This window comes from Arthrobacter sp. fls2-241-R2A-200, assembly GCF_030209745.1.
In the GTDB taxonomy this organism is placed as follows: domain Bacteria; phylum Actinomycetota; class Actinomycetes; order Actinomycetales; family Micrococcaceae; genus Arthrobacter.
In genome coordinates this window covers 103924-128511 of the sequence record NZ_JARVRJ010000001.1, presented here as the reverse complement: position 1 = coordinate 128511, position 24588 = coordinate 103924, and the positions used below count along the sequence as shown (strand labels likewise).

The window sequence follows — 24588 nt, the reverse complement described above, 5'->3', positions numbered from 1 at the left end:
AATCCCAGCCGGCGCTTTGATGTGCATCGAAGTTAGCCTGCGTGCTTGCCGTGATCGGAGCGGGCTTCCACTCCCTGCAGGAGCAGAAGGGCCATACGCTCCTGTTGCTTACGCTCGCGCTTGAGTTCCTTGCGGATTGCCGCGAGCTCGGCTGCGGTGCGGGCCTGCTGTTCGGCCATGGCTTGCTGCTCCCGCAGGCGCGCCTGCAGTTCAACGTTTGCCCGGCTCAACTGCAGCTGCTGCTCAGCGAGGACATACTGCGTCCTGGACAGTTGCTCCTGCAACTCCCTCACGTCCCCCGCACTGCCTGGCCGTTCCTGGGTGAGGATCCGGGCAAACTCCAAGTCGAGGTCCGGCCCGTCGGCTGGAGCGGACTCGCGCGGTGCCGTCCGGGAAAGCGGGCGTTTCGACGTCGGACGTTCGACGGCGTCGGGAGCTTCCTCAGTGTCGCCCAGCTTCACTGCGTCCATCGACGCGGTATCCACGGACATCGCGGCCTCGGCGGATGCCGTGGCGATGAGTCCCTTGTCCGGGGTGGCGTCAACGGTCCGGCGGAGCGGGCGTTCCTTGATCAGCAGCACGGACACGAAGGCAAGCACGGCGATGATCGCGGAAATCATGAAGATCTGTGCAGTCGCGTCACCATAGGCTGCACGCATGATGTCGCGGATCGGAGCCGGCATGTCCGTCAGGTCCATGCTGGAGCCGGAGGCCCCACCACCACCCTGCACCGGGATCCCGGCCTTGGCCATCCCGCTGACCGCCAAGTCCTTGACGTGGTTGGCCATGACGGCACCGAGGACTGATACGCCGATCGCGCCGCCGACAGAGCGGAAGAAAGCAACCGAAGCACTGGCCGTTCCAATGTCCTTGGCCTGGACGGTGTTCTGCACGGCAAGGACCAGGTTCTGCATCAGCATGCCAAGGCCCAGGCCGAAGACTCCGATGTAGATGGCCACCAGCCACAGAGCCGTGGTGTGATCCAAAGTGCCGGCGAAGGCGAGGCCACCCACCAGCAAGACGGATCCGGCGATCAGGAACCGCTTCCACTTTCCGAATCGGCTGATCAGGATGCCGGATGCGACCGAACCGACCAGGTTCCCAGCGATCATCGGAAGCGTCAGCAGGCCTGCCTCAGTAGGCGTGGCACCGCGGGCAACCTGGTAATACTGACCCAGGAAGGTGGAGGAGCCGAACATGGCGATACCCACGGCAATCGAAGCGACGATAGCCAGTGCCGTGGTGCGCTCCGAGATGATCTTCAACGGGATGATCGGCTGGGCAACCTTGGTTTCCACAAGAACCAAGAGGCCCAACAGCACCACGCCGCCGCCGACCATGAGGGCGGATTGCCAGGAGATCCAGTCGTAGTAGTCCGGGTTGCCAGCGAAGGAAACCCAAATGAGGAGCAGGCTCACGCCTGAAGTCAGCAAGATGGAGCCGAGCCAGTCGATCTTTGCGGGCCGCCTGATGTGCTCGATCTTCAGGGTCACCTGGAGCAGGATAAGCGCGACGACGGCAAGCGGGACGCAGACGAAGAACGTCCAGCGCCATCCGAGCGGACTATCGACAATGAAACCACCGAGCAAAGGACCACCGGCTGTACCAACAGCCATGACCGCGCCCATGTATCCGGAGTACTTACCGCGATCCCTTGGCGGAATCATGGAACCGATGATGGCTTGGGCCAACGCGGTGAGGCCACCCAGTGCCACGCCTTGGATGACGCGGGCGGTCAGCAAAAGCGGAATGGTCTGGGAAAGGCCCGCCATGACCGAACCGGCGACAAAAATAACGATGCTCAACTGCACCAGGAGCTTCTTGTCGAACAGGTCGGCAAGCTTGCCCCAGATGGGAGTGGTGGCAGCGTTCGCCAAGAGGGCGGCAGTGATAACCCAGGCAAAGTCCGTCTGCGTGCCCTTGAGCTCGGACATGATGGTGGGCAGCGCGTTGGACACGATGGTGCTGCTCAGGATTGCCGTAAAGAAGGCTGCCAGGAGACCGGTCAATGCCTCCATGATTTGGCGGTGCGTCATGGGCGCGGCAGTGCCCACCGCAGCGGCCGCCGCCGCGGGGGTGTGAGTTGATGGTTTAGCCATTCCGGGCTCCTAAACTGTGTAGTTCGTCGTAGTGGAACCGGCCGCCGTTGCCCGGATTGAATCTTTGAGTGAATCGGTCAGTTTCTGCAGAACCTCGGATGCGTCCCTGGCGTCTTCCTCGCTCCAGTCGCCCAAGTAATCCCGCACCCTGACACTGCGTTGTTCCTCGAAATCACGGAGTTTGGCGGCGCCCTCTTCCGTCAACGCGAGAAGCTGGGCCCTGCCGTCAGCGGGATCCGGTCGCCTGGTGACGAAGCCGAGGTCTTCCAGCTCTGCTATATGCCTGCTCAACACCGGCGGGCTGACGCCCAGGCGCGCAGCGAGTTGGGTGGCGCGGGTTTCCCCTTCGCCGATGAACCGCATCACGCCTTGGATCGCCATTCCGACGTCGCCAGCCTTGGACTGATGCGCCATCACCACGCAGCGCAGAGTCCGCTGCAGATCGAAAATTTGATGTACCAAATCGGTTGCCGTGGCAGATCCGACAGACATTGCCAATACCCCTTTTTTATTTGCCCTAAGCAACCATAGCTTAAAATGATTGCTTTGGGAAACTAAAGAAGAGGAAGCTAAAAATGGGCCAGCCCCCGCACGGAACATCCGTACGGGGGCTGGCTGGGGACGAAGCTAGTCGCCCAAATGCGTGGGACCGAACATCTTCAGGAGCGTCTCGACGACGACGACGTTGGGTCCATCGGCGTCAAAGGACGCCTTAAGCGCGTCCCCGACGTCCTCTGGTGCGACACGGCGCGCCGGGACTCCGAAGGACTCGGCAAGTTTGACGAAGTCCGGGCGGGCCAGCTCGGTGGCTGTGGCTTTCCCGAAGGCTCCCACCATGTACTCACGGAGGATGCCGTAGCCGCCGTCGTCCACAATCAGCCAGGTGACCGGGATGTTGTGCTGCTTGGCGGTGGCAAGTTCGGAGATGGAGTACATGGACGATCCATCGCCGGACACCGCCAGCACCCTGCTCGGCTTGCCTGTGGTTTCCAATCCCACCGCGCCGCCGATGGCCGCCGGAAAACCGTAACCCAGGCCGCCGGCACCTTGGGCGGAGTGGAACTGACCCTGCCGGGCATCCCAGCAACTCCAGCCCCAATATGCGGAGATGGTCATGTCCCAGAACGTTTGCATGTCAGCCGGAACAGCCTCGCGGATATCGGCCATGAACTTCAGTTCCTTGGCCAGATCCTGTGATTCGAGGCGGGCCCGGACCTTTGCCAGCGTCTCTTTGGTGAGGTCTTCCGGCGTCGTGCCATGCCATGAACGCAACGACCGGTCCCCCGGACCTGCCTGGGACAGGGCTTCGTCCAACGCTGCAAGAGCCTGGCCGGCGTCGGCGCGGATACCCAAACCTGGCCGGTTGGACTCCAGGACGCGCGGCTCGGCGTCGATCTGGATGATGCGGCCGCGGGGTTCGAATGTGAAGTAGTTGGACGTTACTTCACCCAAGGACGATCCGATGACCACCAGCACGTCGGCATCTTCAAGCACGTCGGTCATGTAGCGGTCCTCGATCCAGGACTGCAGGGACAGCTCATGGGTCCAAGGGAACGCCCCATTTCCACCCGGCGTGCAGATGACCGGAGCGCGCAGTTGCTCAGCGATGGAGAGCAAGGACTTCTCCGCCCGGCCGCGACGTGTGCCGCCGCCGGCAATGATGGCCGGACGTTCCGCCGTCGAGAGCCACTTGACGGCCTCGCGGATCAGCTCGACTCGCGGCGGGTTGTCGAAGGCTTCGGCGAGCGCGTCCTCAACGGGCGGAACGACGATCGGGTCCAGCAGTACATTCTGGGGAATTTCGATCCACACCGGACCCTGCGGCGAGGAGATCGCCTCGGTCCAAGCGTCCTGGATGGCTGACGGGATTCCGGAGGCATGCTGGATCAACCGCTGGCTCTTGGTGACGTTCGCAGCCGAGGCCTTCTGGTCATCGAGCTGGTGGAGCATGCCCTTCCGGCGCGCACCGAGGCCATCCAGGGGGATCTGGCTCGCCACTACCACCATGGGAACGCCCGTTGCATAGGCCTCCTGCAGACCGGCCAGGGACGTCAACGCACCCGGGCCGGTGGACAGGAACAGCACACCGACTTCGCCGGTGGCGCGCGAGTAGCCGTCAGCGGCGAAGGCGGAGTTGTTCTCCACCCGGGAAGAGACAAAGTGCAGGTTGCCGCGGCCCATCGCGTCGAAGAGTCCCAGCGCGTGCTGGCCCGGAATCCCGAAGACGGTCTTGGCACCGAGTGCCTCAAGGGTTTCGACGACGAGGTCCCCACCATTGCGCTGGCCGGTCCCCGACGCTCCGTTGGCCGCCGCTGCCGCTGTGGGATCGACGTCGATCATCGCTGCTCGGCCCCGTTTGCGGAAGCGCGCGCTGCGCCGGCCTGCGCCGCGGATGCCTGCGCGAATTCTTCGATGCGGGCGCCCAGAGCCTGCTGTGCGTACCCGTTGGGTGCGCCGTGCCGATCGCCTTCCACTGCGTTGTCCGCCATAAGGGTCACGAGCTCGTACGCAACGTGGCTGCCCGCCACACCGGTGATTTCTGCGTGATCGTATGCCGGGGCGACTTCCACGATGTCCGCACCCACCAGGTTCATGCCGCGGAAGCCGCGGATGATCTCCAGCAGCTCGCGGCTGCTGATGCCGCCGGCCTCAGGGGTGCCGGTTCCCGGTGCGTGGGCGGGGTCCAGGACGTCGATGTCCACCGAAATGTACAGGGGGCGGTTGCCGATACGGTCACGGATCTTTGCGACCGTCTCGAGCACGCCCTGGTAGTAGACGTCGGCCGAGGTGACGATGCCGAAGCCGAAGCGGTGATCGTCGTCGAGGTCTTTCTTGCCATAAAGGGGGCCGCGGGTGCCCACGTGGCTGATGGCCTCCGTGTCCAGGATTCCTTCTTCGACGGCGCGACGGAACGGAGTCCCGTGCGTGTACTCAGCACCGAAATAGGTGTCCCAGGTGTCCAAGTGCGCATCGAAGTGCAGCATGGCGATGGGTTCTCCAGCGCGCTCGGCAGCGGCCCTCAGCAACGGAAGGGCAATAGTGTGATCGCCACCGAGCGTGACCAGCTTGCTTCCCTTTGCCGTAAGGTCCAAGGCGTTTTGCTGGATGGTCTCGATGGCCTCGTTGATATTGAACGGGTTTACCGCCATGTCACCGGCGTCGGCGACTTGGATGTTTTCGAAGGGGCTGACGTCCCACGCCGGGTTGTACGGGCGCAGCAACCGGCTGGCTTCGCGTACGTGGTTGGCGCCGAAGCGGGCGCCCGGGCGGTAGGAAACGCCGGAGTCGAAAGGAACGCCGACTACTGTGACGTCGGCCTTGGAGACCTGGTCCAAACGCGGCAACCGGGCGTAGGTGGCAGCACCTGCGTAGCGCGGAATGCGGGATGAATCGATAGGGCCGAGGTTGCCGTTGGCCTCAATGCGGAGCTCTTCCAAAGTGCGCCACTCCTTAGTGGATCGGTGAATGGGATCAGTTCTCTGTGACACCCATCATACACTCAAAGTTTCGTAGGATGCATCAGTTGTTTACAAAGACAGCCCCAAACACAGTCCCGTGAAACACATGAGATCCCGCTCACACACGACGTAAAGATTCCATAAAAAACGGCCGTTCGACGTCGGCGGCAGCCATACGCTCCTAGCGGAAGCAGCACACTGCTGCACGAAAGGACCATGTGACTACGCTGACGAGGCCTCCGGCCGATCCGGCCAACGGGCCAAAGCTTCCCTTCAACCTCAAATCGTGGCTGCTGGAAGGAATGCCGGAAACCTCGGGCAAGCGGCAAGGTCCACACGGCCGCCCTGCGGAGTCGCACAAGCCCCAAGCCTGGTGGAAAGTCATGTGCCTCACCGGCCTGGACTACTTCTCCACACTCGGCTATCAGCCTGCCATCGCGGCATTGGCTGCCGGCCTCCTGTCCCCGCTGGCGACGCTTCTCCTGGTCATTGCCACGTTGGCGGGCGCCCTGCCCGTATACCGGCGGGTGGCCAAGGAGAGTCCCCGGGGAGAAGGCTCCATTGCGATGTTGGAGCGCCTGCTCCCCCGCTGGAGTGGCAAGCTGTTCGTCCTGGCGCTGCTCGGCTTCGCCGCCACGGACTTCATGATCACCATCACGCTTTCCGCCGCCGACGCCACCGCCCACCTCATCGAGAATCCATTCGCGCCGGACTTCCTCGAAGGCCAGCAGGTGGTCATCACGCTCGCTTTGATTGCCGGGCTGGGTATCGTCTTCCTGCGCGGATTCAAGGAAGCCATCAATGTCGCCGTCGTCCTGGTTGGCCTTTTCCTCACCCTGAACCTCGTGGTGGTGGGCGTATCCATCGGTCACGTATTCAGTGACTCCCGAGTCATTCCGGACTGGTGGACGGGCCTCACTACCTCACACGGTGACCCGATCATGATGCTTGCTTTGGCGCTGCTCGTGTTCCCACGACTTGCCCTGGGTCTTTCCGGCTTCGAGACCGGCGTTGCCGTGATGCCCCAAATCAAGGGACACGACGCCGACACAGAGGCCAATCCTGCAGGCCGGATCAAGGGTGCCCACAAACTCTTGACCACGGCGGCCATCATCATGAGTACGTTCCTGATCACGTCCAGTTTCACCACCGTGATGCTGATCCCCGCTGCGGAGTTCGACGCCGGCGGAAAGGCGGACGGCCGCGCACTGGCCTACCTTGCGCACAAGTATTTGGGCGACGGATTCGGGACCGTGTACGACGTCAGCACCATTGCCATCTTGTGGTTTGCCGGCGCCTCTGCCATGGCCGGACTGCTGAACCTCGTGCCGAGGTACCTGCCGCGATATGGAATGGCTCCCGCGTGGGCCCGGGCATTGCGCCCCTTGGTGCTCGTCTTCACCGTCATCGCTTTTGTGGTCACGCTGATCTTCAAAGCCGACGTTAACGCGCAGGGTGGCGCCTACGCCACGGGAGTGTTGGTGCTGATCACTTCTGCCTCCATTGCCGTGACGCTGTCCGCCCGGCGCAAGAAGCAGCGGGGACAAGTCATAGGCTTTGGGATCGTTTCCGTGGCATTTGTCTACACCACCGTGGTCAACTCCATTGAACGCCCGGACGGCTTGAAGATCGCCGCTTTGTTCATCCTGGGAATCATGGTGGTGAGCTTTGTATCCCGTATCCGGCGGGCTTTCGAACTGCGTGCCACCTACATCAAGATGGACCAGAAAGCGTTGGAATTCACGGCAGAGAACGCTGATGGTCCCGTGCGCATCATCGCCCACGAACCGAAACGCCTCAGTGCCAACAGATACAGGGAAAAACTCCAGCACGCCCAACAGGCCAACCACCTGCCCGTGGACAGCGAAGTTTTGTTCATCGAGGTCATCGTGGACGACAGTTCCGACTTTGAGCAGGAGCTCCAGGTGGTGGGCAAAGAGCGGTTCGGCTTCAAAATCCTCGAGGTCCACAGCAACAACGTTCCCAACACCGTGGCCGCGGTCCTGCTGCACATCCGGGACGTCACCGGATTCATGCCTCACATCTATTTCCGCTGGACTGAGGGGAATCCCATCTCCAACTTGAGTAGGTTCCTGTTCTTCGGAGAAGGCGAGATCGCGCCAGTCACCCGCGAAGTGTTGCGGGAAGCGGAACCGGACATCACCCGGCGCCCCTGGGTCCACGTGGGCTAAGGGACGCGCTACCGGCTCGCCGCAGGCACAAGAACCCAGAGCACCTCGACCGGGTGGTCTGTCGGGTTGATCCAGGTGTGTGGCTCCCGCCCGGGGAATGAAAGAGTGTCCCCTTCCTCGAGGTCGTACTCCTCGTTGGTCAGGACGAGTTTGATCCGGCCTTTGACCACATGCAGCACGTCGACATCGCAATCCACCGCGTACAACTCGCTCTCACCACGCCCACGCGGTTCGATGGTGGCTTGGAGTATTTGCAGGCGGCGTTCCGAGCGGGCGGTCAAGAGCCGTTCCACGATACCCTGGCCCCCGAGCGAAATCCGGGGGCCGTCGTTTCGCCTGGTCAGGTGGGTCTCAGGGGCAATGAAGAGATCGCCTACAGAGACGGACAGGACTTGGCACAGTGTCACGAGGGACGCGACAGACGGCGACGTCAGGTCGCGCTCCACGCGGCTCAGGAAACCCTTGGTGAGGCCGGTGGCGTCTGCCACTTGTTCGATGGTGAGGCGCTGGGCCTGGCGGGCAGCACGGATTCTGGAACCTATGGCAACAGGTACGTTGCTCGGTTCAACGGGAAGAGCCTTCATTCACGAACCTTTCAGGCCTGCACTCCGGCCCATTCATTGGAGCAATAGTAGCCGGATCGGTCCGCGGGAGTCGCCTGCCGGGCAGCTGGAGGCCCTTGCTTGACTGTTGCGCCCGTCACAACATATCCTCACAGGCAACAAGTGTTGACTGCTAGGCATTCAGCCACTCCCCCCTCGCCCGCACGGAGACCCACCCTCGCAGGATTTTTGCAGGAGCGGCGTCGTTCCCCACCGTGCATTAGCTTCAAGGACCATCCATGGAATCTTCGGCTCTAAACATCGCAATAGTGGTGGTGTACCTGCTGGCCATGCTCGCGTTCGGTTGGTGGGGCAAGTCCCGCACCAAGAACAACAGCGACTTCCTCGTGGCAGGCCGCCGCCTGGGACCCTTCCTGTATACGGGCACCATGGCAGCCGTTGTCCTCGGCGGGGCATCCACTGTTGGCGGCGTAGGCCTCGGATACAAGTTTGGCATCTCCGGCATGTGGCTGGTGGTGGCCATCGGCGCCGGCGTGCTGCTCCTGAGCTTGCTGTTCGCCGGAACCATCCAACGGTTGAAGATTTACACGGTGTCCCAGATGCTGAGCCTTCGCTACGGAAGCAAGGCAACGCAGACCTCCGGCATCGTCATGCTCGCGTACACCTTGATGCTCTGAGCAACCTCCACCGGGGCCTACGCCACCATCTTCGTTGTCCTGTTCGGCTGGGAGCGCTGGCTGGCCATCGCCATCGGCGGTGCCATCGTCCTCGTATATTCGACCATCGGCGGCATGTGGTCCATCACTTTGGCCGATCAGGTCCAGTTCATCATCAAAACGGTGGGCATCTTCTTCCTGATGCTCCCCTTCGTCCTGAACGCCGCGGGCGGCTTCGACGGGATCCGCGCACGGGTCAACGCCAGCTTCTTCCAGATCGACGGCATCGGTGTCCAGACGATCATCACGTACTTCGTGGTCTATACCCTCGGCCTGCTGATCGGGCAGGACATCTGGCAGCGCGTCTTCACCGCCAAAACCCCCACGGTGGCACGCTGGGGAGGCGCCACCGCCGGCGTCTACTGCATCCTCTATGGTGTGGCAGGTGCCCTGATCGGCTTGGCTGCCCGGGTGGCTCTGCCCAATATCGACGTCGCCACCCTCGGTAAAGACGTCGTGTACGCAGAGGTGGCCACCCACATCCTGCCCATCGGAATCGGCGGCCTTGTCATGGCAGCTGCTGTCGCGGCAATGATGTCCACCGCATCGGGTGCCCTGATCGCTGCCGCAACGGTGGCTCGCGCCGACGTCGTGCCGTTCGTTGCCAGCTGGTTCGGTAAGACGATCTCCACCGACGACACCGAAAATCCCGAGCACGATGTCAAGGCCAACCGTTATTGGGTTCTGGGCTTGGGTGTTGTTGCCGTACTGATCTCGATGGCGGCACAGGACGTTGTGGTAGCCCTGACCATTGCCTACGACATCCTGGTGGGTGGACTTCTGGTGGCAATCCTCGGCGGCTTGGTCTGGAAACGCGGAACAGGCATAGCCGCAGCGTGGTCGATGGCCATTGGCTCGATCCTCACCTTGGGCCTGCTGATCCTGTTCGCCACCGGAGCGATCCCAAGCGAGGACGGCGTTTACGCCAACGAACCGATCTACTACGGCCTCGCTGCCTCTTTCATCGCCTATGTGGTCATCTCACTGCTCACGCCGCCCACGGATCCCGCGGTCCGGGCTGCATGGGATGCCCGCGTTGCAGGGGCGGTTTCAGAGGAATTGCCCCCGGCGCTGCACCCGGTCGCCACCAAGTAACCTGGGCCGGAGGGGACGGCGTCTGCGGGCAATCCGCTAGATGTCGTCCTCTTCGCCCCGGAATTCCTCGGTTTCATCAATCGGGACCACTCGTTCATCGTCCTCGGGGGCGTCAACGTCTTCCACCCAAGGCTGGTCCACCTCTTGGTCTTCGCTGTAGTCGTAGGCCGGGTCCGACTCGATGCGTGTCCGCTCAGGGTAGTTCGCAGTTGGATCAATAGAGTTCATGATGCGACCTCCATCCCGTGGGCTGGCGAGAGCCCTCATCCGAAACGCGGGGAGTTCCCGCCGGTGTCCTTCCATCTGAGCACCGTCGCAATCGGCGGTCAAGGAGGGTGCGAAATTGAGGTGCGCCGAACATTCCGATTAAGGAATACCGGCCAAAATTCGACGCCGATAAGAGGTACAGTGGTGCGTGCAAAGGGGCCGATTTCTACCCCACCCAGCACAGGAGACACACCGTGCAAGCGCACCAAGAATCCCCCGGTTCGTCGAGCCCCGCTCCGGACGCCGCCCCCAAGCCTCCCACCGCAGCCGATCTGCGGCGTTGGCGGCAATACCTGGCCGATGAACGAGCAGAAGCTGCCGTGTACAGGCAACTGGCACAGCGGCGAGAGGGCGAAGAACGCCAGATTCTGCTGGCCCTCGCCGAGGCTGAGGGCCGCCACGAGGCACACTGGCTCAAACTCCTGGGCGAGCACGCCGGGATGCCCAAGGCCGCGTCCAACCACAGCCGGCTCCTCGGATTCCTGGCCCGCCACTTCGGCTCGGTGTTCGTCCTTGCCTTGGCGCAGCGCGCAGAAGGCCGCTCCCCCTACGGAACCGAACCGGCTGCAACCCCCGCCATGGTGGCCGATGAACAAATCCATGAGGAAGTTGTTCGCGGCTTGGCCACACGAGGACGGAACCGGCTCTCCGGAACCTTCCGCGCGGCCGTTTTTGGCGCCAACGACGGCCTGGTAAGCAACCTCTCCCTGGTCATGGGCATGGCCGCAACAGGCGTGTCCAGCTCAGTGGTCCTCATGAGTGGGGTGGCCGGGCTCCTTGCCGGTGCACTCTCCATGGGCGCCGGGGAGTATGTGTCCGTGCGGTCGCAGCGCGAACTTCTCAACGCCACCTTGCCAACCCAGGCAACGCTGACAGCGGCCCCTTCCCTGGACATCGAGCACAACGAACTCGTCCTGGTCTACCTGGCCCGCGGAATGACACGGGAAGCAGCCGAGCACCGCGTAGCCGAGCGCATGGGCTTGTTCACCTGCGACTGCGACCCCAGCCTGTCCTTGCAGCCGGAAAAGCCGCCCACCGACGATCACGAGACCGTGGGCTCTGCGTGGGGCGCCGCCATGTCCAGTTTCTGCTTCTTCGCCTCCGGCGCTATCGTGCCCATCATCCCCTTCCTGTTTGGCATGACCGGCTTGGGCGCGTTGGCAGTAGCCGGTGTTTTGGTGGGCATCGCACTCTTGGGCACGGGCGCCGTCGTCGGATTGCTCTCCGGAACATCGCCGCTGAGCCGCGGCCTCCGGCAGCTGGCTATCGGCTTCGGTGCGGCGGCTGCCACTTACGGGCTGGGGCTGCTATTCGGCGCCTTGATCGTCTGAGTTTGAATCGGCCGAAGCACCGAGGCGTTAGGGCGGCCACGCGAAGTCTCCTGGTGGTAGCGTCGGCGGTTCTCGCCGTCGTCATCGGCCTGTTCCTTCACGGCAACGCACGATTCAAAGAACTGCTCCCGCCGTTCAGCGCCCTGGCTTCCCCGCAACCGGGAATCGTCCAACCGTCGCCTCCGCGGGCAGAGAACGCGCCTCCGCCAGGCCGTGAAGAGGCAGACGCGCCGCTGGGCTCGCCTCCCGCGCCAGCTGTCGCCAGTGATTCATATAAGTTCCTGGCCACTAACGACGACGGCACTCCCGTGGGGTACTCGCCCTGCCGGCCGCTGCACTATGTGGTGAACAGCGCCACCGCCCCGCCAGGGAGCGACGCACTCCTGAGCACTGCCATCGAGAAAATTTCGACCGCCACCGGCATCAGTTTCGTCAATGATGGCAGCACGGACGAGCTTCCAGTGCCCCACCGCGAACCGTATCAGCGGGCCAAATACGGCGACCGCTGGGCTCCCCTACTTATCTCCTGGACAACTCCGGACGTGGCTCCGGCCTTGGCCGGGAACGTCATCGGGACCGGCGGGAGCACCATGTATTCGCTCAACAAAGGGCCTAAAAGCTACATCACCGGCAGCCTGGAGTTGGACACTCCTCAGATCACCGAACTGCTTGCCGAACAGGGCGGCAAGGACTACGTATTGGCCGTCATGCAACACGAACTGGGGCACGTGATGGGGCTGGACCATGTGGATGATCCGGTCCAGCTCATGTACCCGGAAATCGGCGCCCCGGATGGCCTCGCCGCCGGGGACCTCAACGGCCTCTACCGCCTCTCATCGGCGCCCTGCCGGAAGGACATCTGAGCGGCTACCGCGTCAGGACCGCCAGCGCATCCTCGATGGTATCCACCAGGAAGATCCGGTCCGCCATGGGACGGCCCTCCGCGAGACTCTGCACCATGGGCCACGCCGGGAAATCCCTGACCCAATAATCGCGGCCAACCAGCACCATGGGGGTCACCGTTTCCGGTGTGCCGTAGTAGTTTTCGCAGGCATCTTGGAAGATTTCCTGGACTGTGCCGGCCGCACCGGGAAGGTAGACGACACCTCCGTTGCAGAGTTCCAGGAGGATGGCTTCCCGGACTGAATTGGCAAAGTACTTGGCGATGTGGGTGGCGAAGAGATTAGGCGGCTCGTGGCCGTAGAACCATGTCGGAATCCCCAGCGTCGCCGTGCCCTGGGGATAACGCTCGACGACGGCGGCCGCCTGACGCGCCCAAGCCGTCACCGAGGGCCGGAACCCTAGCACGGCGCCGAGCGCCTGAAGGGCAGCCGCGGAATCGGCGTCGGGCATTCCGCTAAGGTAGGCACCTAAGTTGGCGGCTTCCATCGCGCCCGGACCGCCTCCTGTAGCGACAGTGAAGCCGGATTGGGCCAGCAGGCGGCCTAGTCGGGCGGCGTCGGCGAACTCGCTGGTGCCACGCTGGGCAGCGTGCCCGCCCATGACACCCACCAGCTTCTTTCCAGCGAGAACTCCGTGTTCCAGCAACTCATCCAAGGCATCGCCGATCGCGTGGTCATGGAGGGCGGCGGCAAGCGTTGAGTCAAGGCTTCCGCGACGGCCCGGAAGGATGCTCCACTGATATACCCGGGCGTCCAGTGTGGACTCGTATTCCTCGGTAGCTATGTCCTCGTAGAGTTCCTGCGCACTGTAGAGGCTGGCGCGGTAAGGGTTGAAAGGGACGCCGCCGAGCTGGGGAAAGATGAGCGCACCGCGGCTTCTCAAGCTCTCCTCCACACCATTGTCAAAGGTGCACCCCAAGAAAACAGCCCCGCGGGGGTCGAGGGCTTTGAGCTCACGGGAACGGCCGCGAAGATCCAGGGATTGTGCGTGCCAGCCGTGGAGGGAGCGGGCACCTGCCTTCACCAATTCGTCGAAGCGGGCCACGCTTTCGACGTCGAGTGTCCGGGGGCTCGGACTCAAAGCTCCGGTTCGATTCATGGGTTTAGCCTAAGGGACCGACCACCGTGAATATTGGCCTAGCCGGGCACTTTTCAGATCCACGCGGAGGGAGTAACGTGACACGCACCGTATCCTTAGTACTTCCGGGGAACGCGGTTGAAGTAGCCAATGCCATTGAATCGGCGTCGAAAGGGACGCCGTAAGCTTGCCGGCTGGGGGGCCCAACATCTGCTCAAGGAGCATGATTGTGGTCCGTTCAAATTCCCCTCGCCGTCCCCTTGGCGGCACCCACTCTTCCTCCCTCACTCGCCGTACCTCCTCCGGGCCCCAGCGCGCCTCCATACCCAGGCGCGCTTTGGGATTCCTCTCAGGCCTTTCGCTCGGCCTGACCACCCTGGTTTTCGGCTTCGCGCCACCAGTTGTTGCTGCCAGCCCGTCATGTTCGGGCGCCGGCGGCGCAATGCAAATTGTGGCGCATACCGACGACGACCTGATCTTCCTCAGCCCGGACTTCATGCGCGATATCCAGGCCAAGCGTTGCCTCGAAACCGTGTACACCACCGCTGGTGAGGCAGGCGAGGGGCCCACCTACTGGCACAGCCTCGAAGCAGGAATCCGGGCCAGCTACGCCAAGATGGCCGGCGTCGCCGACTCTTGGACAATAGGCGACGCCGGTCTGCCGAACCGCGCGCTGACCAAGGAGACCCTCAACGCTGCTCCCAATATCTCTGTGATCTTCATGCGGTTGCCCGATGGTTTCCCCAACGGAGACGGTAGCGCCGCGTACAACGACCAAAGCATTTTGAAGCTCTGGGACGGCAGGCTCTCAGCCATCCGACCGGTGGACAACTCCGCGACGTTCACCAAAACACAGTTCCAGAACACGCTGAACCGCCTGGTCGCCGACTTCCAGCCCACCACATTCCGCACTCAGGATTGGACCGGAACGTACAAGCAGCCGTATGACCACAGCGACCACTGGGCCACTGCCAAGTTCGCCCAACTTGCCTCGCGGAGCTTCACCGGACCACATACGGCGACGGCCTACGACGCCTACGTTATTGACGAGTACCCACAAAACGTCACGGGCGCGGAGCTCACCGCCAAGGTGGATACGTTCGTGAAGTTTGCCGGCTATGACATGTACATTTGTGATTCGCCCGGCGAAGGTTGCCCGGATTCGCCGTATGACCAATGGCTCAAGCGGCAGTACATCACAGCCATTGAATGGACGGGCAACGCGGACAAGTCCACAGGAGCTACTGTCACCGCCTCCTCCCAAAAGGGACCGGACCAAAGTCCCGAAAAGGCGCGCGACGGGTACGACTGGGGAGCTCCCATGGACGCTACCCGGGAATGGGTGACGGCGGGAGAAAAAGCGGGGGCTTGGATCCAGTACAACTACGCTCCGACCCGTACCATCGGCTCAGTCACCTTGTTCGATCGCCCTGACCTCAGCAACCAAGTTACCGGCGGAAGCCTGCAGTTCTCGGATGGCAGCACCGTGCAGGTACCGGCTTTGCCCAACAACGGATCAGGGCTCACCATCACGTTCCCGGCACGGACCGTTAGCTCCGTCCGGTTCAACATCACCTCCGTCAGTTCCACCACAACCGACGTCGGACTGGCAGAGTTCGAGACCTACCTCGGAGCAGACACCACTGCTCCCGTAGTGACCGCCACTCCAGCCGGAGGAACATACAATCCAGGTCAACAGGTTGCCTTGAGCACCAACGAGACCGCGACGATCTACTACACCACCGACGGATCAACTCCCACGACGGCCAGCAGCAAGTACACCACTCCCATCACCCTCAATGGTGCGATGACCCTGAAGTACTTTGCCGTGGATTCCTCAAACAACTCGTCCGCAGTAGCAACGCAGACGTACTCCACCGGCCCAGACACCACCAAACCCGTGGTCACGGCAAATCCCTTGAGCGGGGCATACACGCCCGGCACCAAGATCACGTTGACCGCGAACGAGCCGGCGGAGATCCGTTACACCACCGACGGCAGCGATCCGCTGACGGCGGGAGTGGTGTACAGCTCGCCGATAACCTTCAACGGTCCTGACCCCATGACCTTGAAGTATTTCGCCCGTGATACAGCGGGCAACGTGTCCGACGTCGTCACCCAGACGTATACGGTGCCGCCGGATACAACCGCTCCTGTGGTGACGGCCAATCCCACCAGTCGGGCCCTGGCCAGCGGTGCAACGATCACCCTGACGGCAAATGAGCCCGCCACCATCTACTACACGCAAGATGGCAGCACCCCCACGGCCACCACCTCTGCCACGGACTTCAAGTACACAGGACCCATCACCATGGGCAACTCGGCCATGGTCCTGAAGTACATTGGCGTGGACACCGCAGGCAACACGTCCGCGGTCGGAACGCAGACGTACAGCGTTCCGGTAGCCGGGCCGCCGTCGGCCCACGATTTCAACGGGGACGGCAAAGCCGATGTCCTGGCGACGGACGCTTCAGGAAATCTGTACCTCTATCCGGGTGACGGCACCGGCGGCTTGCTGACGCGGCAGCTAGCGGTACCTGCCTCGAATTGGTCCACCGTGACTGATGTGATCACTCCGGGAGACTTCAATGGAGACAGCAAGCCCGACGTGCTGGCACGGGCCGGCGATGTCCTCTGGCTGTACCCGGGTGACGGCGCAGGCGGTTTCGGTACCAGGATCCAGGTCAGTACCGGCTGGAGCCTCCTGACGCAGCTGTTCTCCCCGGGGGACTTCAGCGGAGACGGCATCCCGGACGTGATGGCGATGCGCGCCAACGGTGATCTGCGGCTGTATCAAGGCACCGGCACCGGCGGGCTCCGGACGCCAACGACAGTCGGCACCGGCTGGGACGTGATGGATACGATCTTCAGCACGGGCGACTTCAATGGCGATGGGAAGGCGGACGTGCTGGCACGCGGCGCCAGCTCGGGTTCCCTCTGGCTGTACCTCGGAAACGGAGCGAGCGGATGGACCACGTGGAGCAAGATCACCACAAGCTGGAGCGACCGGACGGCCCTAGCCGGCCCCCGGGACCTCAACGGCGACGGTAAAAACGACGTCATCGGCCGCATCGGCGACACGCTCTGGCTCTATCCGGGCACAGGAAGTGGAGGATTCGGCACCCCCACGAGCCTTGGCACTGGCTGGCAGTCGATGAAGATCATCGGCTAACCGGCCCCATGAACCTGGCGCGGGCCGGAGTTTTCCCCCAGACTCTTCGGTCCGCGTCAGCTATGCCCGGCTCGTTGTGGGGCCCGCTCTGCCCCCTGCGACGAGGAAATGACATGCAGAGCGGGCCCCACAACGAATGGTTAACGCGCGACGACGGCCCGGTACCTTCCGTGGGAAGGCGCCGGGCCGTCGTCGTACTGGCGTACTGGCGTTCTGGCGTTCTGGGAGCTAGAGCGTAGCGAAAACTTCGCGCAAGAGCGTGGCCGTTTCGGACGGCGTCTTGCCGACCTTCACGCCTGCAGCTTCGAGAGCTTCCTTCTTCGCCTGGGCCGTACCGGCGGAACCGGACACGATGGCGCCTGCGTGGCCCATGGTCTTGCCCTCGGGAGCGGTGAAGCCGGCCACGTAGCCGACAACCGGCTTGGTGACGTTGGCCTTGATGTAGTCAGCGGCGCGCTCTTCAGCGTCACCACCGATTTCACCGATCATGACGATGGCCTTGGTCTCGGGATCAGCTTCGAACGCAGCCAAGGCGTCGATGTGCGTGGTGCCGATGATGGGGTCGCCACCGATGCCGATCGCGGTGGAGAAACCGAGGTCGCGGAGTTCGTACATCATCTGGTAGGTCAACGTACCGGACTTGGACACGAGGCCGATGGGGCCCTTGCCCGTGATGTTGGCCGGGGTGATGCCAACCAAGGCCTCACCCGGGGTGATGATGCCGGGGCAGTTCGGGCCGATGATACGGGTGACCTGCTTGCCGTCGGCGTCCACCTTGGACTGGGCCAGCGCCCAGAACTCGGCGGAATCCTGGACCGGTACGCCTTCAGTGATGACAACGACCAGGCCAATGCCTGCTTCGATTGCTTCTACGACGGCGTCCTTGGTGAATGCAGGCGGGACGAAGACGATGGACACGTCTGCGCCCGTCTCAGCCATGGCTTCCTTGACGGTGCCAAAGACGGTGATTTCGTTGTCGCCGTGCATGACCGTGGTGCCGGCCTTGCGGGCGTTGACGCCGCCAACAATGTTGGTGCCGGCCTTGAGCATCAGGGCGGTGTGCTTGGTGCCTTCGCCGCCGGTGATGCCCTGAACGATGACCTTGGAGTCTTTGTTGAGGTAGATAGACATTCTCGGGTCCCTTTACTTAGCTGCGTTGGCGAGCTCGGCGGCCTTGTCGGCGCCCTCGTCCATGGTGGCGGCCAGGGTAACCAGCGGGTGGTTGGCCTCGGTCAGGATGCGGCGGCCTTCCTCAACGTTGTTGCCGTCGAGGCGAACTACCAGCGGCTTGTTCGCGGAGGAACCAAGCTCGGCAAGCGCACCCACGATGCCCTTTGCGACGGCGTCACACGCGGTGATGCCACCGAATACGTTCACGAAAACGCTCTTGACCTGGTCATCGCCGAGGATGACGTCCAGTCCGTTGGCCATGACCTCAGCGGATGCTCCACCGCCGATGTCAAGGAAGTTGGCGGGCTTGACGTTGCCGTGGTTTTCGCCGGCGTAAGCAACGACGTCGAGGGTTGACATCACAAGACCGGCGCCATTGCCGATGATGCCGACTTCGCCGTCGAGCTTGACGTAGTTGAGGTCCTGCGCCTTGGCCTTGGCCTCGAGCGGATCAGCTGCGTCCTTGTCTTCCAACGTGGCGTGGTGCACGTGGCGGAAGTCTGCGTTCTCGTCCAAGGAAACCTTGCCGTCGAGAGCAACGATGTCGCCTGCACCGGTGCGAACCAGCGGGTTGACCTCAACCAGCGTTGCGTCTTCCTTCTTGAAGACGTCCCAGAGCTTCAGGATGACGTCGGCAACTTTGCCGCGCAATTCCTCGGGGAAGCCTGCTGTTGCGACGATCTCGTCGGCCTTGGCCTGGTCGATGCCGACAGCGGGGTCGATGGCAACCTTGGCCAGAGCCTCGGGACGCTCAACAGCCAGCTGCTCGATTTCCATACCGCCCTCAACCGAGCACATGGCCAGGTAGTTGCGGTTGGCGCGGTCCAACAGGACCGAAAAGTAGAATTCCTCGGCGATGTCCGCGCCTTGGGCGATCATCACCTTGTTGACGGTGTGGCCCTTGATGTCCATGCCCAGGATGTTGGTGGCGTACTCAAGCGCCTCTTCGGCAGTCTTGGCAACCTTGACGCCGCCAGCCTTACCACGGCCACCGACCTTAACCTGTGCCTTTACGACAGTTACGCCGCCGATTTTCTCAGCAGCTGCCTTTGCTTCTTCAGGGGTGTGCGCCACGATGCCAGCGAGCACGGGTACACCGTGCGCCTCGAACATATCGCGCGCCTGATATTCAAACAGGTCCACGGTTTAGTGTCCTTCTACGTCGAAGTAGTTTTCTGTTCAGCCGGGAACCGCGATGACCGCGTTAGCCAGCTGCGGAAAGTACGCGGTAAACAACCGGGATGAAAGCCAGTCACATTGCGTAAGGTCCTCTCGGAACTTTAGCCCTTTGAGGAGTCCCGCCAGCTACACACTACCTGTTAAGTGAGTAACCTTACACTTCTATCACGTGTAGAAATACCGCAGAATCACGCTCTTATACGTCCAATTTCGTCAGCGGCGCGTACCGCAACAGCAGGCGCTTCTCACCGACGTCGAACTTCACTTTGGCCACCGTCTTGTCCCCTGCGCCTTCGATGCCCAGCACCACGCCGTTGCCGAAGCTCGTGTGGTTCACCTTGTCCCCGACCACCACCGAAATGACTTCCTTTTGGGGCTGGACCCTGCTGCGGACGACGGCGGCAGGGACGTCTGCGTCGAACCCTGCGGTGGGGCTGGCGGCAGCGCCGCGGGACGTTCCGGCGCCCCAGAACGAGCCACCGTACCTGTTTGAGCCGATGGGCGCACTGCCCCAACCACCCGCTTGGCGGCTCATGCCTTCGCGCTTCCACTCAACGAGCTCGGAGGGGATTTCTTCGAGGAACTGGCTGGCAGGGTTGTACTGGCTTTGACCCCACATGCTGCGGACCTCGGAGCGGGTCACGTAGAGGCGTTTCCGAGCACGCGTGAGGCCCACGTAGGCCAGCCGGCGTTCTTCCGCGAGCTCCTTAGGGTCTGTTGCCGAGCGTTGGTGGGGGAAAATTCCATGCTCCATGCCCGTGAGGAAGACGACGGGAAACTCCAAGCCCTTGGCCGTGTGGAGGGTCATCAGCGTGACCACTCCCATCCGCTTGGCCTCAGCAACTGCGGCATCAATGTCCCCGCCCGGAGCATCGGGGATCTGGTCAGCGTCTGCCACCAGCGAAACCTGCTCCAAGAACTCGCCGAGCGAGCCCTCCGGGTTGTCACGCTCATACTCCCTGACCACAGCCACAAGTTCGGCGAGGTTCTCAACCCGCGACTCATCTTGGGGATCGTTGCTGGCCCGAAGCCCGGCAAGGTAGCCGGTCTGCTCAAGGACGGCTTCAAGTGCTGCCGACGCACCAGAACCGGATGCGACTTCGGCAAGGTCGTCCAGCAGTTTCACGAAGCCCAGCACGGCGTTAACGGAGCGGGTTGCCATGCCAGGCGCTTGGTCTGCGCGGCGGGCGGCCGTCATGAATGATGTCCGTTCCCGCTCAGCCAAGGCTGCCACGGCTCCTTCAGCGCGGTCGCCGATCCCCCGTTTGGGTTCGTTCAACACGCGCCGAAGGTTGACGTCGTCGTCCGGGTTCACCAACACGCGCAAGTACGCCAGGGCATCCTTAATTTCCTTGCGCTCGTAGAACCGGGTGCCGCCAACAACCTTGTACGGCAAGCCCACCCGGACCAAGACGTCCTCGATGGACCGCGACTGGGCGTTGGTCCGGTAGAAGATCGCGACGTCGCCAGGACGCAGGCCTTCCTCGTCCTGCAGGCGGTCGATTTCCTTGGCGATGAACTGGGCTTCGTCGTGCTCGTTCTCCCCCACGTAGCCCACTATTTTTTCGCCGTCGCCTTCCGCGGTCCACAAGCGTTTTTCCTGGCGGTTGGGATTGCGGGAGATGACCGAGTTGGCAGCGCTGAGGATGTTCTGCGTTGACCGGTAGTTCTGTTCGAGCTTGATGGTGCGCGCATTGGGATAGTCTGCCTCGAACTCCACGATGTTGCGGATGTCGGCGCCACGGAACGCATAAATGGATTGATCGGAATCGCCCACCACCGTGAGTTCACTCGGCTCGACGTCGGTGTCCGCTCCCGTGCCCACGATTTCCCTGACCAGCGCGTACTGGGCGTGGTTGGTGTCCTGGTACTCGTCCACCAGGACATGGCGGAACCGGCGCCTGTAAGACTCTGCGAGCGCAGGGAAAGCCCGGAACATGTAGACGGTCTCTGCGATGAGGTCATCGAAGTCCATGGCGTTGGCTTGCCGCAGCCGCTGGGTGTAACCCTTGAAGACCTCGGCCACGGCCGTGTCGAAGGGGTCGTTGTAGTTTGCAGAAGACGCGTACGAATCGGCGTCGATCAGTTCGTTCTTAAGCGCTGAGATTTTGTGCTGGATGGCCTTGGGCGCGAACTTCTTGGGATCAAGATCCAGGTTCTTTGAGACCAGGGTGATCAGGCGCAGGGAATCGGCCGAGTCATAGATGGAGAAATTCGAGTTCAGGCCAACGCTCGCGGCCTCCCTCCGCAGAATCCGGACGCAGGAGGAGTGGAAGGTGGAGATCCACATGGACTTGGCCCGGCCGCCTACCAAAGCCTCGATGCGTTCCCGCATTTCCGCCGCTGCCTTGTTGGTGAAGGTGATGGCCAGGATTTCGCCGTGGTGGGCGCGCTTGGTGGCTATGAGGTAGGCGATGCGGTTACTCAGCACTCGGGTCTTGCCCGAACCCGCGCCGGCCACGATGAGCAACGGGCTTCCTGCGTGCTTGACGGCCTCTTCCTGCTGTGGGTTCAACCCCTGGAGGAGGGCATCCGCCGTCGGGAGTCCCGAGGACGCCTGGTTGCCCCAACCGCCTGCTGCCGGACCCTCTGGAGCGGGCGCAGGCGTTGCCATGGAGCCACCTCCACCAGTGCGGGATAGCTCAGGGGCAGCCTTGACTGCGGCTTTGGTGCCTGCTTTGAAGGGTCCGTTTGCGTAAGGGTCAAACAACATATCCATGGTGCCTACCAGTCTAGGCGGTGCCCCTGACACTCAGGACGGGCGCTCACCCCAAGCACTCACCGCTGGCCCGGATCATCCAGAAGCCAGCCACCCGCGGCGAGCCTTCGCTAGGCAAACTGCGGGACGGAGGTGAGCGCCGCGCTCAACTCGCGAACCGCCGTCGGGCCTCCAGCGACGAACCAGTTCATTCCATTGACCTGCACGACGGCGGTCTCCCCACCTGCGGCACGGACGATTGCCTTGCCCGGCAACCAATCCCATTCCGGGCAGCTGTGCTGGAACCAGCAACCGAGTTCGCCGTCGGCCACGCGGCCCAAGTCGCATGAGCCGGAACCGAACATGCGCAGCGACGCCGCGGAAACGGCGGCAGCATGCCACGGCATGGCCGTGCGGGGATCGGCCAGCCACGTGGGATGGATGTAGGTGGCGGCGCAGATCCCGGCAACCGATGCTGCGCTTGGGCCCGAAATGGGCTCGCCATTCAACGTAGCAGCGCGTTCCTGGCCGCCTAGCCACAACTTATCCAACTCCGGTTGGTAAATGGCACCAAGCACCACGGACGGGTCAACGGTCCGCTGCCCGGCATCTGTCCCGTCGTCGTGCTTCAGCGCGATTGCGGAGCACCAGTAGGTGGATCCGTGCAGGAAGTTGTACGTGCCATCCACAGGATCGATCACCCACGTACGGCCGCTGGTTCCGGAAACAGATGCCCCCTCCTCGCCCAGGATGCCGTCCTCGGGGCGGCAGCGCCGCAACTGTTCCATGACGTACGCCTCGGCGGCGTGGTCAGCTGCCGTGACGACGTCGGACACCGAGGTCTTCCGTTCACCTTCCAGTCCGCCCATGCGCATGAGGAGGGCGAGTTGGCCTGCCTCCCGAACCAAGGCGCTTGCCAGTTGGTAGTCATCGAGCGTGGGGTCCAGTTCAGTTGCGGTGTGCCTGCCGGTGGTCATGGTTACAGCTTATGTGGCGGGATAATGATTACCATGGCCAAAACACAAGCGCAGCGCATCAAGAAGCACGGAGCCAAGGCAGTGGTTGTGGATCACACCCCGCCTCCCGTGATCAAACCGGCCGCCGGCACCAGCTCGTCTGCCGGGCGCTCGCCGGAGCAGGCGCCGAACAACTCAAAGCTGATCGTGATCGCCGGCGTTGTGGCCAGCCTGTTCCTTTTTTGGTACCTGCACTTGCTCACGCTGAACCAGATGACTCAGCTCTCGGGCGGGATGGCCATGCCCGACTCGCTGACCGGTGGTTTCTCGACCGATTACATCACCCACCTGCATGCGGCCATGGATGATGCCGCCCGGGGGCAGCTCAGCTACCTCCACAAGACCGCTGGAACACTGTTTCCGCTGATCTTCGGCTTCAGTTGGCTTCTGCTGATAGGGACGAATGTGTCCCGCAGGTCCTTGCGACGGGCCATGTGGGCCGCTCCCCTGCTGTTCGTGGTGGCCCACTTGTGGTCCAACATCGCCATCGATTCGATGGTGGGCGCGGCCACGCCCGACGCCGGTTTGGTCGCCTTGGCCTCGGCCGTCACCGTTGCTTCCTGGGTACTTTTCCTGCTGAGCATCCTTTGTGGCGCGGCAGCGGTATACCTCGGCCGAAAGCGGTCAAAGCAGGCTCGGGCGGAACAGGCCCGGGCGGAACAGCGGGATCAGCGCTAGCGAGCAGCTTCTTTCCGTGCCCTGTGAACGCGACGGGCGATCACCAACCCGGCTACGGCCAAGCCGATCGTCACGGGATACCCCATCAGCCGTTCCAGCAGGCCGGGTTCGGGCACATCCATCCGCGTAAGCCCTCCCGTCACCAGCGCCACAAGGGAAACGAGGCCGCAGGCCAAAAGGAACCAACTGACCGGGGTCTGACGGAACCACAGGATTCCCAACAAGAGGAGCGTTACGGCTCCCCCGCCAAAAAACATCAACGCCCCGGCGAAGTGCCAGGGTGAATGCAGGTCCTCTGGAACCAACCCCACCACTACGGTTCCCACTCCCGCGACTCCTGTGAGAATCCGGATGGCCACGGCCATGATCCACGGCGGGGCAACCAGCCTGGCCCGGGCCGCATCGGAGGCGTTGTTGGAGCTTTCGACCAGCCGGAACCGTTGCGGTTCCACGCCGGGGCGGGCTGCCACCGACAGCAAGCCGGTTGTGAGGAAGATGGCGCCGAAAATCAATGCCAGGCCTTGGACCACAAAGGAGGCGTTCATCAGCTCGTGCAACGGCGAACACACGGCACGATCGTCATAAATGCCACAATATTTGGCCCCGAGATCGCTGATGAGTCCCGTGGCCCTGCTGTACGGCTCGGGTCCTGCCCAAGCCTCGATGACTGCAGCCTCGGCAAGGAAGTACTGGAGCACACTCAGTTGCGCCCAGGCACCGATGTCTGCCCTGATCCGCCGGACGGAATGAAGGATGGAGCCGGCTCCTGCCGTTACAGCCGCATGACCTTTCATGGAAGCCAGCCTAGCGGTGTTCAAGCACCGGCCTGCCAGCTTGTATGCTTGTAGTCGTGTCCAGGACCTGGAGCTCCAGCAGCGGGATTTGAGCCGTGGACACACAGGCCCTCGTAGCTCAGTGGATAGAGCACGGCTCTCCTAAAGCCGGTGTCGTTGGTTCGATTCCAATCGAGGGCA

General features: G+C 62.7%; 17 protein-coding genes, 1 tRNA gene and 1 pseudogene. 7 read left to right on the top strand and 12 right to left on the bottom strand.

The window, feature by feature from the left end:
- Nucleotides 1-32: 32 nt before the first annotated feature.
- The 4 genes from QRN42_RS00605 to speB form a co-directional block, all read right to left on the bottom strand.
- Nucleotides 33-2036: an MFS transporter gene (locus tag QRN42_RS00605; RefSeq protein WP_502869472.1), complete on the bottom strand. Its 2004-nt coding sequence runs from the start codon at nucleotides 2034-2036 to the stop codon at nucleotides 33-35.
- Nucleotides 2037-2108: 72 nt separating this feature from the next.
- Nucleotides 2109-2591 carry a MarR family winged helix-turn-helix transcriptional regulator gene (locus QRN42_RS00600; RefSeq protein WP_284977538.1) on the bottom strand — a complete coding sequence of 161 codons (483 nt, stop codon included), beginning with the start codon at nucleotides 2589-2591 and terminating at the stop codon, nucleotides 2109-2111.
- A 135-nt stretch (nucleotides 2592-2726) separates the two neighbouring features.
- On the bottom strand, nucleotides 2727-4439 hold the full coding sequence (locus tag QRN42_RS00595) for a thiamine pyrophosphate-binding protein (RefSeq protein ID WP_284977537.1): 1713 nt from the start codon (nucleotides 4437-4439) through the stop codon (nucleotides 2727-2729).
- On the bottom strand, nucleotides 4436-5536 hold the full coding sequence (speB, locus tag QRN42_RS00590) for an agmatinase (protein ID WP_284977536.1): 1101 nt from the start codon (nucleotides 5534-5536) through the stop codon (nucleotides 4436-4438). The genes QRN42_RS00595 and speB overlap by 4 nt, the downstream gene beginning before the upstream one ends.
- A 239-nt stretch (nucleotides 5537-5775) precedes the next feature.
- Here speB and QRN42_RS00585 point away from each other — a divergent pair, with 239 nt between their 5' ends.
- Nucleotides 5776-7749, top strand: coding sequence for an APC family permease (locus QRN42_RS00585; RefSeq protein ID WP_284977535.1), 1974 nt, complete (start codon nucleotides 5776-5778; stop codon nucleotides 7747-7749).
- A gap of 8 nt (nucleotides 7750-7757) precedes the next feature.
- Here the strand turns inward: QRN42_RS00585 and QRN42_RS00580 are convergent, their stop codons facing one another.
- A complete protein-coding gene (locus tag QRN42_RS00580; RefSeq protein ID WP_284974203.1) occupies nucleotides 7758-8333 on the bottom strand; it encodes a helix-turn-helix domain-containing protein in 576 nt (191 codons plus the stop codon).
- Between the two features lie 257 nt (nucleotides 8334-8590).
- Here QRN42_RS00580 and QRN42_RS00575 point away from each other — a divergent pair.
- Nucleotides 8591-10123 (top strand): annotated as a pseudogene (locus QRN42_RS00575) (sodium:solute symporter family protein).
- Between the two features lie 36 nt (nucleotides 10124-10159).
- Here QRN42_RS00575 and QRN42_RS00570 read toward each other — a convergent pair.
- Entirely contained in the window at nucleotides 10160-10351 is a 192-nt protein-coding gene (locus tag QRN42_RS00570) for a hypothetical protein (protein ID WP_284974201.1), read from the bottom strand.
- A 233-nt stretch (nucleotides 10352-10584) separates the two neighbouring features.
- Between QRN42_RS00570 and QRN42_RS00565 the strand changes: the two genes are divergently transcribed.
- Nucleotides 10585-11721 (top strand): VIT1/CCC1 transporter family protein, encoded by a 1137-nt coding sequence (locus QRN42_RS00565; RefSeq protein WP_284977534.1) that lies wholly within the window; start codon nucleotides 10585-10587, stop codon nucleotides 11719-11721.
- A 50-nt stretch (nucleotides 11722-11771) separates the two neighbouring features.
- The gene (locus QRN42_RS00560) at nucleotides 11772-12584 is read left to right on the top strand and encodes a matrixin family metalloprotease (protein ID WP_502869471.1); all 813 of its coding nucleotides are present in this window, start codon (nucleotides 11772-11774) and stop codon (nucleotides 12582-12584) included.
- A 4-nt stretch (nucleotides 12585-12588) separates the two neighbouring features.
- Here the strand turns inward: QRN42_RS00560 and QRN42_RS00555 are convergent, their stop codons facing one another.
- Nucleotides 12589-13722, bottom strand: a complete 1134-nt coding sequence (locus QRN42_RS00555; protein ID WP_284977532.1) for an LOG family protein — start codon at nucleotides 13720-13722, stop codon at nucleotides 12589-12591.
- A 208-nt stretch (nucleotides 13723-13930) separates the two neighbouring features.
- On the opposite strand from QRN42_RS00555, the gene QRN42_RS00550 reads away from it, so the two are divergent.
- Nucleotides 13931-16873, top strand: coding sequence for a chitobiase/beta-hexosaminidase C-terminal domain-containing protein (locus QRN42_RS00550; RefSeq protein ID WP_284977531.1), 2943 nt, complete (start codon nucleotides 13931-13933; stop codon nucleotides 16871-16873).
- Nucleotides 16874-17101: 228 nt separating this feature from the next.
- On the opposite strand, the gene sucD is transcribed toward QRN42_RS00550, so the two are convergent.
- The 4 genes from sucD to QRN42_RS00530 form a co-directional block, all read right to left on the bottom strand.
- Complete coding sequence (gene sucD, locus QRN42_RS00545) at nucleotides 17102-18004, bottom strand: succinate--CoA ligase subunit alpha (protein ID WP_284977530.1); 903 nt, start codon at nucleotides 18002-18004, stop codon at nucleotides 17102-17104.
- A gap of 12 nt (nucleotides 18005-18016) precedes the next feature.
- Nucleotides 18017-19186, bottom strand: a complete 1170-nt coding sequence (gene sucC, locus QRN42_RS00540; RefSeq protein ID WP_284977529.1) for an ADP-forming succinate--CoA ligase subunit beta — start codon at nucleotides 19184-19186, stop codon at nucleotides 18017-18019.
- 232 nt (nucleotides 19187-19418) lie between these two features.
- Nucleotides 19419-21941: a DNA helicase PcrA gene (pcrA, locus tag QRN42_RS00535; RefSeq protein WP_284977528.1), complete on the bottom strand. Its 2523-nt coding sequence runs from the start codon at nucleotides 21939-21941 to the stop codon at nucleotides 19419-19421.
- Nucleotides 21942-22051: 110 nt separating this feature from the next.
- Entirely contained in the window at nucleotides 22052-22897 is an 846-nt protein-coding gene (locus QRN42_RS00530; protein ID WP_284977527.1) for an inositol monophosphatase family protein, read from the bottom strand.
- Nucleotides 22898-22930: 33 nt separating this feature from the next.
- Between QRN42_RS00530 and QRN42_RS00525 the strand changes: the two genes are divergently transcribed.
- The gene (locus tag QRN42_RS00525; RefSeq protein WP_284977526.1) at nucleotides 22931-23614 is read left to right on the top strand and encodes a hypothetical protein; all 684 of its coding nucleotides are present in this window, start codon (nucleotides 22931-22933) and stop codon (nucleotides 23612-23614) included.
- Here the strand turns inward: QRN42_RS00525 and QRN42_RS00520 are convergent.
- Nucleotides 23611-24408, bottom strand: coding sequence for a hypothetical protein (locus QRN42_RS00520; protein ID WP_284977525.1), 798 nt, complete (start codon nucleotides 24406-24408; stop codon nucleotides 23611-23613). The two genes, QRN42_RS00525 and QRN42_RS00520, sit on opposite strands and share 4 nt — an antisense overlap.
- A gap of 107 nt (nucleotides 24409-24515) precedes the next feature.
- Between QRN42_RS00520 and QRN42_RS00515 the strand changes: the two genes are divergently transcribed.
- Nucleotides 24516-24588 (top strand) — tRNA-Arg (locus QRN42_RS00515).

Bases quoted from the DNA above. Each gene is read 5' to 3' on its own strand.
- QRN42_RS00605 (WP_502869472.1), bottom strand. From the start codon at position 2,036: ATGACGCACCGCCAAATCATGGAGGCATTGACCGGTCTCCTGGCAGCC.
- QRN42_RS00600 (WP_284977538.1), bottom strand. From the start codon at position 2,591: ATGTCTGTCGGATCTGCCACGGCAACCGATTTGGTACATCAAATTTTC.
- QRN42_RS00595 (WP_284977537.1), bottom strand. From the start codon at position 4,439: ATGATCGACGTCGATCCCACAGCGGCAGCGGCGGCCAACGGAGCGTCG.
- QRN42_RS00580 (WP_284974203.1), bottom strand. From the start codon at position 8,333: ATGAAGGCTCTTCCCGTTGAACCGAGCAACGTACCTGTTGCCATAGGT.
- QRN42_RS00570 (WP_284974201.1), bottom strand. From the start codon at position 10,351: ATGAACTCTATTGATCCAACTGCGAACTACCCTGAGCGGACACGCATC.
- QRN42_RS00555 (WP_284977532.1), bottom strand. From the start codon at position 13,722: ATGAATCGAACCGGAGCTTTGAGTCCGAGCCCCCGGACACTCGACGTC.
- sucD (WP_284977530.1), bottom strand. From the start codon at position 18,004: ATGTCTATCTACCTCAACAAAGACTCCAAGGTCATCGTTCAGGGCATC.
- pcrA (WP_284977528.1), bottom strand. From the start codon at position 21,941: ATGGATATGTTGTTTGACCCTTACGCAAACGGACCCTTCAAAGCAGGC.
- QRN42_RS00530 (WP_284977527.1), bottom strand. From the start codon at position 22,897: ATGACCACCGGCAGGCACACCGCAACTGAACTGGACCCCACGCTCGAT.
- QRN42_RS00525 (WP_284977526.1), top strand. From the start codon at position 22,931: ATGGCCAAAACACAAGCGCAGCGCATCAAGAAGCACGGAGCCAAGGCA.
- QRN42_RS00520 (WP_284977525.1), bottom strand. From the start codon at position 24,408: ATGAAAGGTCATGCGGCTGTAACGGCAGGAGCCGGCTCCATCCTTCAT.